Raw genomic sequence first — 14,414 nt, forward strand, 5'->3', positions numbered from 1 at the left:
CTGCTCCAGAACACCCCATGCCCCGGTATGGGCTCGTTTAACAGGGAGCTAAGAATGTCGTCGCTGAAATGGGCATTCGCTTTCTTAACAGCCAGCAGATCGCCCGTCGATAACAGGTGAAAAATGAACCAGTTGTCACCCTGGCTGAGGATTTCGTTCGCAATGCTTCCTGGTTGTTGGGTGATCAGCACAGCGCCCAAATCGTATTTGCGACCTTCTTTCACCCACGAGACGTACGGGCCTTCCCCTCCGCTGTTGCCATGCCCAAGAACCGATTGCGCCTCCTCGAGCACGGCAATGGTCGGGATGGTCTGGGGCTGTGCCTTTGTAAACTCCGCCTGGTTATGGTCAAAGATTCTCTGGAGCAAAATGCCGGATAGCATCAATCCGCTGCTCCCACGCATCTGTGAGATGTCCACGATGCAGATTTTACCTTCGGCCAGCGCCATCAAGAGTTTGTCGACCAGTTGGCTGCCGGGATCATGCAACTGGGCGACAATTGAGGTCATGTTACCGCGGGCGGCCAGCAACTCGAGTTCCTGGTTATCCTTCAAACCCAGCAACTCCTTCAGGATAGCCTCGTCTGCCGTGTTTCCGTTCCGGTAGATTTCGTCGACGAGCTGCCGCCATGCCGCGTCGCTGAGCTGTTTCAGTTTACGGACGTTCTGCTGGTCCTGCTTTTCGGGCGGGAGTGCGATCGAGATCACGTCGGCCGGCCTGAGGCGCCGGATATCAAGTTTGATGTTGCCGGGGACAAAAGAGGCGTAAAAACCGCTCGGCCCCTCCTTGGGCGTAAACACGACGAGTTTATCCCTCAACTCGGTCACGTCGCAAAGCCCGGGGCGACCCTTGTCGTCCGGCCAAAAATATTCCCCGTCGGGATCGAAGATGAGGGTGCCGACCGGAACCTGACGATTTCCGCGCTTCCGCACGGCCGGCGTCTGGCGGTACAGATTCGAGAAGAGGAGCTTAACGAGGTTTGACTTTCCAAACCCTGCACGGGCGAAGACGAACGAGCGCCTGGACACCAAGCGCTGGCCGGGAATTTCGGGATGACGCCGGGAGGTGTCACCTGCATCCATGGCTCCCTCCGCAGACGGCGATCATCTGCTCCATAGATGAATTCTCCCATCGCCAGAAAGCCGATGTCCGCACCTGCGTCGTTGTGCCCGGCGATTTCGCGCAGCAGGTCGTCGTTCAGGAACGCGACCCGGCTCCCGACGTGCGGCAGGCGACGATGAGACGCTGCGAACTCCACCTTGCCATCGATGACCCGGAGCACACCCAACACGCGAATGTTGACCCGGTATCTCAGGTATTGTTCGCGCAAATTCTCACCGATCGGGCGTTCATCGTTAACCGCACGGATCGCGTAATCCTCACCGGCGCTCGACGCCAGCCGGCCCTCGGATGCAATCGAGGTGATGCGACCGAGGACGCCTTCCTCCTCGGTCTCCAATTGCACGACCAGGAATTGGCCATGCATCGGCGCGTTCTGGAATCCATTGGTGTACGGGAGGATGATGTCCGCATGAAATTCGAGGCCGCCCTCGCTGAAGCCGCGGAAGATCCCGGCCACCTTGTTCTTGGCGAAGAGTTTCACGCGTACCTCCGATCAGCTATCTCCTGCCTGAGGGGAAGGGCGTCGAAGATGGCTCGCTCCGAACTCGGGAGTTGCTCCCGAATCGCTTGGACGACCTCATTTTGAAGAACATCAAGGTCAAAATCGACGATCTGAGCGAAGCTGTGCGCCTTCTGAAGGCACATCGGATAAAAGGCAACCGGAAATCCTTCGAGCGCGTCGTTCTGGAGGTAACCAAAGATTTCCTGGTGGAACGACGTTTGCGAGTTTAGAATGTCAACCGACCAGATCGGATCGCCGCCTTGCGGGCCGAACCTCACGAAATACATCCGGCCGGCCACGAATCTGAAAGCACGCTCATTTTCGGCCGCGTCCTCCGGCCCACGCTGATCCCACCACCGGTCGTAGCACTTTCGCTCCATCTCGCGCGGGATCTCGACGTAACGGGCTTCGCCTTCCGGCAACACGTTTTCCAGCGCAAACGCGAGGTTGTACCGGTCAAGCACTTTGCTCCTCTTGGCAATCCCGACGAGGAACACACGCCGCCGGTCTTCCCGGTAGACCCGTTGGATGGCTTCCTCGATGCGTTCGCGAATCCGGATGAAATGTTCGCCCCTGAACACCTTACTCCGGAGCTGACCGTCGCGGACGACCAGGGTGTCGGTCGGAAACGAGCGGTGACAGATAAGTTCGTAAAGCACCGCCCACTCGCAAAGGTCGCGGTACGCCTGAACCCACGAGGCCGGCACCTCTTCGGGTCTGGCGCGTGCCCGATCCGGATCAGGCATCATGTGGCTCAGGTCGTTTAAACGGCGCGAGCGTACGTCCAGGTCGCACATCATGCGTCCGAGCGGGGTTCTCGGCCGTCCATCCTTATGGAACTGCGCCTGATCCAGGCGATTAAGATCGCTGCTGACGGAGACCGCGTCGAGACAGAGCTGTTTACCGTAAGAATCGACCACGCGAACCAGTTGCACATGAAACGGATCGAAGTGCAGCTGGTTATTACCTCCATCGCTCGCAACCAGGGATACGGCGGTAGCGCTGCGAGGCTGGATTTTCCTGGCCTTGGCTTTCAACTCACGAGCTTCAGCCCGCAGGCCGACAAGCAGCTGATGATCGGTTCGGGCGCATGCCCGAACTACCCTCCGAAGGTCTTCAATCTCCTCGGGTTGAAACATGGATCAAACAGCGAGCCGGCAATAGACGTCGATTTCATCTATCGGCGGATTATCACGGACCTTAAATTGGTTCGCCTGCCGGCGTCCGGCGGGAAAGCATCCCGCAGGTTTGATGGTTCGAATTTCCCAACCGCAGCCAGCGCCCTTTATGGTTTGCCTGATAACCTGGCGCGGATCGACGCTGAAGCTCGGAAGAGCTCCGAACCGAACAACCCGCTCCGAACCAGATCTACACACCGCGGCTACATTACGCCAGACTGCGGAAAGATCACGTATAAAAACTGAGAGATCTTGCGTCTGGATCTGGATCGGCTTTGCGTACTCCACGGAGTCACTCCCGCCCAAAAACCAGTTTCGTAACCATTGATCGGGCCAATAAGTCCGCATCCCAAGGTAAGGCGGCGACGTGAGCACCAAGTCGAATCCTCCCAGCCCATGATAGGTTGATTCCTGCCGGCTGTCCGCCAATAAAACCCGTCTATCGGCTCGCAGCGGAAGTCTCTGAAGAAGGTAAGCCGCGCGGCGCCGGACCGCGTCGAGGAGCAACACATAAAGCGGGCGGTGGCCTTGGCTTTTCCAGAAGTGCACCGCTGCAGCGGGCTTGGTGGCGTAAGTCCTCGGCATTTGATTGGAGAGGTACGTGGGGATCCCTTTCGTCAGCGGACCATGAAGAATTCCGAGAATCAACGCTCGCAAGAAGATTTCCGCATCCAACCAAACCTTTTTTTGCAGCAGATGCATCCGCATCCTACAAACCTCCGAAAGGGTGCCGCTGTGGTAACCCCAATCCCAGAACTCACCAACCGGTATCTCGCACTCGCCGGTGGCTTGGAGCCCTGCTTCGCAAGCCGCCGAGACCTGTTCGGCGGTTGTCATGGTAAGTTTTGCCATGGCGACCGCGGCGCCTACGGGATTGCTATCTATCCCGACAGCGGTGATGCCAAGCAGGCGCGCAGCAAAGTTGGTTGTCCCCCGGCCGCAGAACGGATCGAGAACACGCGTCGCCGTACGCCTGCGACAGAGCGTCCGGTAAGGGAAATTCAGCGGAAACATCGTAAAATACGGGCAGACGCCGTTCACCCGCAACAGCGGGTTGCGGATCGGATGGAAATCAAAGACGACGTTGGATTTCATCACCTCTTCTTCATTTCTCGCCCTCCACTTTATACAGTTCGATGCACGATGACGGTAGTCTCGAATTTCGGCTCGACGTAGCGGTCGATGCCTCCGGTAAGCAGGACGTCAAAACGGCTGTTCGGCGTTTTGGGGTTCGGTATAAACCTCAGTTGCCGGTCATGGAAGTCACGCCGGTGGGGGCCGTAGGTGACAACGGGAATGATCTTCGCCGGGACGCCTTGACTGGCAAACCACCTCTCGAAGGCTTCCCGGCGAGGTTGGAAGTCGGGAGCACCTTCGTCCCGAACCCGCAGTTCGAGCTGCTCCGGCCAGGCATCCATGATTGTGCGTAACTCGCTCAGGAACTTCCGGACCCGCTCGGTGTTCAGGTCAGATTTCAGGGCGTAAGGATCGTTGATCCGTAGCAAGGCAAACTTTTTCTTTTTGGCGAAGCCAAAGTCGCGGGTCAATTCCCTTGGCTGGCCAGCCTGATACGCGAACAACTGCGTCCGGGCCGCCTGCTCCCGCAAGGGGATCGGCGTCCAACCGGTACGAAGCTTCCGCTCTTCATCCGCAGCGAGCACCGGACCACGCCAGAGTGAGGGCGGCAACGGAGCAGCCAAAAAAGATGTTTCGACGAGGCTGTCCGAGAAGAACGAGCGACCGTCCGGATTTCCCGGCCGGACGATCCAACGCGGCCACGCTCGCAGGTCGAAACCGGCCGGTAACCGCCAGAGCCTGAAGCGGCCCTCTGTTTGATATGGTCCGAGTTTGGCGACAACCGCGAGGCTGGCGGGATCGTCTGCCGAGATGGCCGGTTCGGCAGCGAGCGCCACCTCGACCGTGTGCCCTCGGGCAAGCAATCCCACTACCCGGTCGAGCAACAACGGTGAAGGCACGGAAGTATTTTCATCCATAGTCGTCGCTGCTGACGCTGGGAACAGGGTGCCGGCGGTTGCGATCAGCCGTGTTCCCTCGTCTAACTCAGCCAACGCCAGCGCGATCGGATCGGAACCCTTAAGCGGAACGGCACCGAACCGGGCGAACGGATTTTCCGGCTGGTGAGTATTGAGCAGCTGCTTCAACCAAACGAGTGCCGGCTTCCGGTCCAGTGTATCCCAGTGGCGCTGGTTGTCATAGGTCTGCAGGCAGGTGCGACAGGAATGGGAGCACTTCGCGGGGCACTCCAGCACATCGATTCCGCGTCCCAGCAACGCGCGCAGACCGCGGCCCATCACCATCTGACAGTAACCGGCACCCCCGGCGACGCTGTCATAGAGCACCACTTCAGGGTAGCTGTTGGAATACCAAAGCCGGGCGGTGCCGCTGATCTCACGGCCGTCGATCGCCAGTAACCGAATCGCTGCCTGCCGGACAGCCTCCACGAGCGTGCGCAGAAAACCGTCTTCCCACGTCAGACGCTGATCGGCCGGCACTCCCTCCGGGAACGGCACCGGACTATTGAAGCGGATCTGGAGCACGTCGGTACGGAACTCGTGACCAAGATCTTGCCATGCCGGTGGGCGGTTCTGCGTACAGCGGGTACCGTACGGGGTTTCATGCGGCGTCTTTTTAACCGCATCCCATTCGCCCGGATGTCTAAGCGCACGCGCATAGCCACAGGCGCAATGGTAGAAGCCGTGTTCACGGCCCTTGTTGATCACGAGCATTCGCCCGCACTGGGCATTCTGCCACGCCCATTGAACGCCCGGCACGTCGGTGGGAGCGTCACGAAATTCCTGGTCAGCTGCGGCTGAGAGTAGCCGGGCCTCTTGCGCCGGAGGCGGCCGGAGCCGGGTAAGCCCAGGGTCACGCCCTTTGGCTTCGGTACCACTCGTGACAAAGCTTTTCGGCTCAATAAATTGTCGTACTTCATTCGGCCGCACAGGCGTGCTACACGCTTGGCAGGCGGGCTGAAAATCGTCTTTCTCTTCCTCTACCTGGACGTGCCGGCACGCGCCGCATAGGTAATAAAACCGGGGCTTCATGAAATGCCGGGGGTACTCGCCGATGCCATAGCTTTCCCAAACGCGGCCTGCGGCGATCACCTGCGCGCCCGGAGCGTATTCGGCAATGCCGAGCCGTGCGTCGCGTACCAACTGGATGTCCTGTTCCCACGGACGGCGATTTTGATCCTGTCGCTCACCGGTGATCACTTCAAGCTGCACGCTGTTCACCGGAAACGCGTACGTGGGAAGAAACCCGAGCTTGGGAAACTGATTGATCACGAGCTGCTCCTCCCATTTGCTGAGTTGATACGCCCAGTAACTGGCCTGCTTCTGCCCGGCGCGGCCGAGCCCATGCGCTTCATGGTAGCGATCGTGGAAATAGCGCCAGCGATGCCCGTACCACCCGCATACGCCGGCGAGACCTTCCCCAGGCTCACGGCCGAGAAACTGTTCCCTCAACTCCGCCTCAGTGCAGGAAAGAGCAGGAGGAAGACCGGTGGCAAGGTCGAGCGCTTCCGCAAGGCACGCGCGCCCCTCCGCGCCATCCAGCCAGAGCCGGGCTCTCCCGACGAACTCGCGCTCTTTCTCATCGGTAAACTCTTCCCCGAAAAACGTCTTTAACTCCGGAGAGCCTCCCTGCCCGTCGGCCAAGCCGAGGTGCCGCATCAGGCCGCGCAACAGGACAGAAAATTGGTGTCGGCGAAACAGGCGCACATTCTCGAGGTGGACGAACGGTGTACGCGGTTCCTGCCGGAGGTAATCCTCCGCACGGCGATACTCGGCCTGGTCGTAGTTGCGCGACATCGCCACCGTCACGCAGACCGGTGCAGCTTGCGCCCGGCGCCCGGCACGGCCGGTACGCTGTTGGTAGTTTTGGATCCCGGGCGGCACGTTGCGGCACACGACTGCTTCCAGTTCGCCGATATCCACGCCTAATTCCATCGTCGTCGAGCACGAAAGCACGCTTACCTCGCCGTCACGGAACTGCCGTTCCAACCGCTCGCGTACCAGGTTGTTGATGGCCGCGGTATGCTCACGCGCCACCTTGCCGGCGCAGTTGGATGCCAGGTACAGGCGGTAGTAATGCTGGTCTCGATTCCAAGCCTCACGCTCCTGGCTGGAGATCATTTCCAACGCCCCTTCACACCGGAACGCGGCGCAACGGTCGCTCACGTTGGCAAACTGCCGCAGCCCGCACGAACGGCACCGATAGAATGGTACCGTCTTGCCACCGGTGAAAACCAGCCGGCGCGAATCGAGAACGAAGCCATGCCGGTTCGGCTCGGAGATGATCAACTTAGCCTTTTGCAACGCCTCAAAGGCGGCTGCAAGGAGAGGATTGAAGCCGGCAAGTTTCAGCTGCCGTTCCAGAAACCAGCTCCGCCGGTTCGGGTACACCCGGCCCGTTTTCGGATCGACGCTTGCCTTCCAGGCGAAGCGGACTTGCTCCGGCTTCGGGGTGCCTTCCACGTTAAAACGCAGGTACGGAGAGACAAAATCCCTTCCCCAGATGTGCTCGGAAGCAAGGTTCACACCTGCGGGTGCAGAAATGCAGCGCTGGCGACGAACGGTTTCGATCAGAACTTCGAGCAGCGTTGCGGATTGAGAACGTAGCTCTGCAGGCAACTTCGGAGCAAAAAGTTCCGCGGCTTGCTTCAGTAACTTTTCGTCGTAGCCGACGCGCACCAGGCCGAGTGCCTCGAGCGAATTGCGACGGCCACCCGGGAGACAGAATTCGGCGGCGATCTTGCCGCATATAAAGGGCGTCAGGTCAGTTGCCGACTGGATGATTTCTCCGTCAGCGTCATTAAAGGCGGGGGTCGCTCCGAGCAGATTAACGACGCTGTCGCGCAGGGTGGTAAACGACTGGCATCCCCCTTCATCCTTAAACACGCGCATTACCGCCCAGCGCAGCAGGATTTCCTCGCTCGTGCGCTGGAGCGAATGGGCGAACTGGCCTGCATCCTGGCGATTGTCGGAGAAGACCAGCAACCGCCGGCCGCCACCCGGGCTGGGCACTTTCGTCGGACGCTCAGGAAGTTTTTGGTAGAGTGCATCCGAGATGACCGTCGACAGCATGAAGTCACCGGGGTGAAAGCCGGTCACCACCTCCGCGTCCGTTCCGGCCGTTCCACCGCAACTTGGGCATTTACGAAGGTAGCGCCGATTGTCGTCATCGTCCCGCGTCAATGGTACACAGACCAGGGCTACGGATGCGTCATCGTCCCGCGGGTTACCGGTAATCGGGTCAATTTTCCAGATGTCCGGCGGATTCGAATCGTCTACCGGGGCGCCGTCGTCTTCATCGTCGACTCCACGGGTTGGCGTTCCCAACTGGAAAACATAGCGTTCCGCCATACCGGTTGCCGGGCGTACCGGCAGTACGCGATCTCCCGCCACGAACCCTTCGACGAAGGGTTGGCCGCACCGGCGGCAAACCAAGAGCCGGTAACGGTAGTTGCCGTCTTCATCGATGAAGTGGCTACCGACCAGCGCGTCCTCAAAGCCCTCCGGGTTCGAGGCGGATAATCTCACGGTGACGTTATCGATGCCGTTTGCAAAATAGTGATAACGTGCGGGCAATAAGGAAAACTCGCCGGGAGCCAGGCGTGCCCGGATGCCGGCCGTGATGAGCCCCGCAAGCGCCTTCGCGGCCTCAGGGGCCGCGCCGAAGAGGGTCTGCGCCACTGAGATAAATGGCCGTGCCCCCGGCTGCGCCAACTCGATCGAGGCACGACGCATTTCGTCCGCATCCGCCAAGCATTCCGCCAGTTGCGGGCCGAGCGGCCGGCCTTCCTTCACCCACAATCGGCTGACGAGCTTCGGATCGAGCCCGGCCGCGCCGCATTGTTCCACGGTAGTGTTCCAGGCCAGTCCTGTCTGGCTGTCTTCAGCACCGGCCTCCGCGAGGCTGCGGCCAAGCTGGATCCAGGCGCTGGCTGGTAACGAGAACCGCTTTTTTGGCTCCTCACGGAGGAGACGATGCGGGTGTCGTTCTCCACGGATTACTTCGTGAAACGGTGCGCCGAATAGACGGGTAGCGAATTCGACGATTGTCCGATCTGCCTCCTGGCCCGCCGCGAAGCTCGCACTCGTACCCACGCAGCGGGTATCCTCGGGCCGGAGACCGAGCCGGCGACGCAGCTTACGCAGAAGAAACGCCACTTCGGTGGCTTGCGCGCCAGCGTAGGTATGCACCTCGTCGAGAACCAAAAACTTGAGCCGCGCGTCCCGGAAGAGGCCGGCATTCCGCGGGAACAGCAGCAGGTGTTCCAACATGGCGTAATTGGTGATCAGGATATGGGGCGGGCGGGCAAGCATCTCATCTCGCGTCAGTCGCCACGCCTCGGGTACCTGATTCCACCCAAGGCCGTCCGGCACCGGATCAGTGAAGAACGGATCGCTACTGAGCAGCTCCTGTTCGGCCCCGGTGCGCGTTACGCCATTTCTCGTCAGCCCGGTATACCGGCCAATGGTGATACCGCTCGCTTTAAAATGGTGCGCAAAGATCGGCACGATGCGCTTGTAGAGCTGGTCGTTAGCCAGGGCGTTAAGCGGGTAAATGAGCAAAGCCCGGACCCCCGGCTGCTGCCGCTCGGGTCCAGGCTCCCTGAGTAACGCATCCAAGATGGGGTACAGGAAGCATTCGGTTTTCCCGCTGCCTGTGCCCGTAGCAACGATCACGTTGCGACCGCCGGCGATGGCACGGAGTGCGTTCTCCTGGTGCTTGTGCAAGGAGCGCTTAAATTCCTCCGAAGGTAGTTTTGAGAAGTCAGCGTGAAGCAACGGAGTGCTGCCTTTGGTGAACTCGCAAAGCCGGGCACCCTTGCGGAAGTCGGTTAACGCTTCAACGTAGGGGCCTTTGAGCAGGAGGTCACTCCGCCCCAGTTCTCGACCAACCGCGGCCCGCAACTGTGGGTACCGGTGGGAGATGGGCAGCGCCGCCCGGAGGTAACGGCGGATCGTCTCTTCGAGTTCCTGACAGAGTTGGATGGGGTTTTGCTCAATCATGGGGATAAGTGCGGATCATCAGTTCCCAGAACATCAGGTGAAATCCGAGGAGTTCGGGCGCTTGCGTAAGGAGAGTAGTCAACGCTTTGTGCACGGGTCCTGGTCCATGCGCTTCCCTCAGCGGTTTCAAAACGTCCCAAAACGATACCCAGCCTCGCGCCGCGATTCGTGCGCCTAAAGCAAGCAACGCGCTGAACTGGATGCATTCGCCGGCAAGGAAATCGTCGCCGTGTTCGAACTCAAACCACACCCGTCCGGATACGGTCGTCGGAAAAAGGTGTTTAATTGATGGGCAGCTCTTTCTAAGGCTGGCCAGAAAGTCGAGCTTATTATGGGCGAGAACGGGCATGACCGCACTCCAGCACGCGGCGTCCTGCGCTGCCTGGCGACGTTGGAGCAGCCGTGCCAAAGCCCAGGAGAAGTGCTCGGTGCTCAGCGCATCGACTTCGACGTTTGGTTCACCTCGGTTGCCCCTGGCCATCCAGAAGAACCAGGGCCCGAATTTAAAACCGGAGAGATCATCGTCGAGGTCCGGCCGTTGGCCGATGCCAAGAACGGCCTTGCTGTTTCTAAAATCACGCAGGATCGGCGCGTCCGGCGACCATTCGCCCAGCCCAAACTCCGGAGCGATCTGTACCCGGCGCAAACCATCACCTGCCCGCGCCGCACTTGCGAGGTCGGCGGCCCACCGCAACGCAGCGCGCACGGGATCAGTGGGCGGCAGATTGACGGCCAGTTCCGGCGGTAAGGCGAGCAGGTCGGGAATCCGGACAAAGAGCGAGCGAGCGCCGAGCCCGGCGCTATCTTCGGAGAGTTGCTCGACCAGTGCCGGAAGCACCGTTTTCGGATGGTTTCCTACCATCCAGCGCACCTGCTTGGCGAGTTCGCCTAATAGTATCTCCAGAGGGAGCAGTTGTTTCCAGGCAGCATCCTCAAATTTAGGCGCAAGCCACCGGCGCACATCGCCAAACAACACCATCAACTCAGCTTCGTGCCCGGTAGAAGGCGGGAACGGAATCTTAGCCCCCGTACCTGGGCCTGCGAGTACAGCCGCGAAACAGCGGGCGCGGTATGAGGTTAGCTCGTCTACCGGCAGCGCTCGCGATAACAACAGCGGCAAACGCCCGCCACGCTTGTTCAGCAATGGCTGCCACCCGAAGGACTCGTCACGCGCGATATCCAGTTCTATCCGCCAGAAACCGGGAGGCCACCCCGCCCTCGGCACCTGGACCTGGAGGCGGTGCAGATCGCTGCTGCACGCACCGGTCTTTTCGGCGTGCGAGAGCTCAACGGCGGGAAATCCGGGCTCTTCGAATCGCAGGTGACCCGAGGCGGAGAATGCCTGGCCGGGAAATGAGATATGCCGATCGGAAACCAGGTCCGAAACGTGTAACCGCACGTGCCTGACCGGATCGGTAAATCGGCAAAGCAGGGTTTCGTGTCCTTCCACCTGGGAATAACTGACCCCGACCGGCTGGAGGGGCCGGACAAAACGCGCCACCAGAGTTTGGGTTTCCCCATGCCGTAATGTGAGGCAACCTCCTCCTTCGCCATGCTCTGCGGCCAACTGTGCCAGGCTTAGGTCAACAAACTGCCGCTCCGATGCCGGGCAGAAGCGGAATACCTCCCGGCCGTTCACCCGCAGAGCAGCGTCCCGGGCAGGTACCAGCCAGACGCGTAACCAGCGTTGGCTGTCCACGGCGGCGGAGAATGTCTCCCCGAGCCGATGGTCACGCGGTTCAGCCGGCGACCCCGGAACCTTCTCGAAAGATTCCAGAGAGATGCCTGGACGCCGCCACGCGAACATTTGCCGCGTTTCCCCAACACTGAACACTAAACTGTGGCGGCGCAGCGAATCCTCCAGGTGACGTATGTTCGCGCCGTCCCGGACAAAGCCGCGCATCTCGCCAGACACCAGGTTTTCCGGCAGTGCGGTACACTCAAGACCGCAGCTGCTGATTGCTTGCAGCCCATGCCAGAGCCACACCCTGCGCTCGGCCCTGGAACGGCCGTTGCGAAGCGCCTGGAACGTCACAGCATGAAGCGCCGGAGGCAGCTGCAGGCAGACGGCATGACCGTCTGACGGCACAAGCGGAACGAGTGATCCTTCCTCAGTACACCCGGCCCTCGTGAGGAGGTACGCGATCTCTTTTCCGCCATTCGTAACGGCGCGCAGTGTCCAGGATTCGTCCACCTCCTCCTTCGGTACCCAAACCCGAGGCAACTCCGTCCACCCATAGTGAATGCATTCGCCCGTTTCATCTGAAACCCGACGGCCGGGCAGCTCAATAAACGGGTGTAGGGCCGGCCGAAACTCGCAGATCGGTTCGCCCCACCCATCGTGCAGAATCGATACGGTCCCAGGGCGCAGCGTGAGGCGCGACGTCGCAAGGGTTGGCATGTTGGGCGGACTGTTAAACCAGACGTGGTTCTCAGCGGCGTTATCCAGCGTATATTCTGCCGGATGCACGACCCAATAATCCCCGGCTTCCAACCTGCACTCCCTTTCCAAGGCGACACGGACACGGCGTTGGGACTCGGCGGAAAAGATGAACGCAGGCGTTGCTTCCGCGCCGGGATGCGCAGCAAAATCCCGTTGCAGCGATCGTCCGCCGGCCAATCCGCGGAGTTCAACCTTTACCCGGTCCTCCGTGGTGACAGGGAAAACAAACTCGTCCTCGACACCCGCCCGGAACGACGTTCCATTTACAACCCAGTGCGCACCGGAGGGTCCGAGGATGGACCTGGGCTGAGGCGGACCGACGATCGCAAAAGACGTGAGGTCATCTTCCAGCCGCAACCATGGCCAACGGAGCGCAACGGAGCAAGCGCCAACCCCAGCCGTGGCAAAGCTCTCGAGGAGGCGCCGGCCGAGCTCCGGGTTGATGGCGCCGAAGGCGTCTTGACGCACGGCGCACACCACCACTCCGAGCAGGTGCAACCCTGACGCCGCCTCGAGCGCCTGGCGCACCAGTGGTGCCTGCCGTATTTCGGTGCGGCCAAGCATCGCATCGCGGACGTCGCGCAAAGCGTCAAGATCGTCCGGTTCGGGCAAGCCGTAGGCGTCTGCGATGGCCCGTAATGCCACGGCAAAGCGCTCGCAGTGGCAGAGGGGGAGACCGGCTTGGAAGAGAAACTCACCGACGTACGTCCACGTCCCTACCTGCGGCGTGACGAAGTTAGCCATCACCGTCCGGCAGGCGCGCCGGAAAGCATTAGCAAACTGTGGCCGGCGATCACTTGGCACTTCGGTGCAGTGGAGCAGGGCCGCAAAGTTATCCCAAAAATTGACTTCGTAAGCCTGCCCGGCGAGCCGGCTGAGCCATACGGCCATCGCAGCGGGATAAATGGCCAATAAGCGGATGAATCCGTCAACGCGGTGCACCGGCGTTGGGATGAGTGTACGCAGCGAACGGTCAACCGTCGCGGTTAGTACTTCACACTCCGCAGCCTCCAACGGGGCTAGGCCGAGCAGTGACGGACTATCAGCATGGTGCAAGCTCGAGCGCCATTTTTGATCGAGGTCGCGTAGGGTTAAATTCACCGGCGGAGTGTGATCATCATCGGCCCTGAGGCACACGGGTTTTTCCATACTCAACGGGCAAGAGTTAGGATTTACTGTAATCACCAATTTTGCTATTAAATTCATGTAAGCAGTGTGTCAGGTGGCGCGAGCCAGCCGCCGCGGATTACTCATTCCGCACGGCGGGTGTTGAACTTGCGATCGTAAGTCGTCGGCGGTCGGGAGAGCCGCGCTCTTCTGACCCTGGCCAGTGGAAATGGAGATCGAAATCCGGTACGCGCGAAGGCTATAGGCATCAGAAAACTTGAGGATAGGCCGGAGCATGCCGGTGTAGAAGGCAAGCCGAATGCCAGGTACTAGTCAACTGTGTTAGCTGCTCATCCTGAGCAGGTTATGAAAACCTCGCTCACCCGGATCAGGGCGCGTTTATCCAGAAATATTTATGCATTATCAACGACCCTTGATGCCGGATTAGCCCTTTTACGGTGTTCGGGAGAGATACCTCACCTTCGGAAGGGTCGCACTGTTCGTTTGCCGCGCTTTTTGCTCAGAAGGTCCAACCTTCGCGCTGCATCATCTCAAGGAAGGTGATGCAGGGAATATTGATGCAGGGAATATTCATCGCGGCGCAAACATCCGGAATGTAGGTCCCGCCCTGACGGCGAGGTCGTTTTTTGGCCGCCGCCAATGTTTCCTGGGATACGACCGTAAGGCCTTGCGTTTTTGCCAGGGCGATCAGAAACGGATCCGCTTTGGTCCGCTTGCGCGCTTGGATCCACCACGCGGGGAAGCGTGCAACGATGGACGCCATCTCGTTCGCGACCTCCTGGCTGGTGGAGATGCTAAACGATGTCTGTGCCTTCGCCCAGTCGAACAGTTCGTCGCCTTTCACCCCAAGTTCCTGAACGACGAACTCCGAAGTCACCAATCGTCCGCTTGAGATCAACCCTTCAATGCGATCACGAAGGCTTGGGAATGTGGAGGGTGGATAACGGAGAATCCACCATTCCAACAGGGAGCTCGTGTCGATACAATACATCCGGCGTCAGGAA

General features: G+C 60.1%; 5 protein-coding genes and 1 pseudogene. All 6 read right to left on the reverse strand.

Features of this window, described 5'->3' with window-relative positions; all coding sequences use genetic code 11:
• Window positions 1-1,603 (reverse strand): annotated as a pseudogene (locus JO015_22285) (DUF87 domain-containing protein).
• Complete coding sequence (locus JO015_22290; protein ID MBW0001837.1) at window positions 1,600-2,763, reverse strand: hypothetical protein; 1,164 nt, start codon at window positions 2,761-2,763, stop codon at window positions 1,600-1,602. The pseudogene JO015_22285 and the gene JO015_22290 overlap by 4 nt, the downstream one beginning before the upstream one ends.
• A gap of 3 nt (window positions 2,764-2,766) precedes the next feature.
• Window positions 2,767-3,897 carry a DNA modification methylase gene (locus tag JO015_22295; protein MBW0001838.1) on the reverse strand — a complete coding sequence of 377 codons (1,131 nt, stop codon included), beginning with the start codon at window positions 3,895-3,897 and terminating at the stop codon, window positions 2,767-2,769.
• A gap of 29 nt (window positions 3,898-3,926) precedes the next feature.
• Entirely contained in the window at window positions 3,927-9,839 is a 5,913-nt protein-coding gene (locus JO015_22300; GenBank protein MBW0001839.1) for a DEAD/DEAH box helicase, read from the reverse strand.
• A complete protein-coding gene (locus JO015_22305) occupies window positions 9,832-13,383 on the reverse strand; it encodes a hypothetical protein (protein MBW0001840.1) in 3,552 nt (1,183 codons plus the stop codon). The genes JO015_22300 and JO015_22305 overlap by 8 nt, the downstream gene beginning before the upstream one ends.
• Window positions 13,384-13,909: 526 nt before the next feature.
• A complete protein-coding gene (locus JO015_22310; protein ID MBW0001841.1) occupies window positions 13,910-14,374 on the reverse strand; it encodes a DUF4411 family protein in 465 nt (154 codons plus the stop codon).
• Between the last annotated feature and the right edge of the window lie 40 nt (window positions 14,375-14,414).

The sequence above is a fragment of the Verrucomicrobiota bacterium genome, from assembly GCA_019247695.1.
Taxonomy (GTDB): domain Bacteria; phylum Verrucomicrobiota; class Verrucomicrobiia; order Chthoniobacterales; family JAFAMB01; genus JAFBAP01.

Bases quoted from the DNA above. Each gene is read 5' to 3' on its own strand.
- JO015_22300 (MBW0001839.1), bottom strand. From the start codon at position 9,839: ATGATTGAGCAAAACCCCATCCAACTCTGTCAGGAACTCGAAGAGACG.
- JO015_22290 (MBW0001837.1), bottom strand. From the start codon at position 2,763: ATGTTTCAACCCGAGGAGATTGAAGACCTTCGGAGGGTAGTTCGGGCA.
- JO015_22295 (MBW0001838.1), bottom strand. From the start codon at position 3,897: ATGAAATCCAACGTCGTCTTTGATTTCCATCCGATCCGCAACCCGCTG.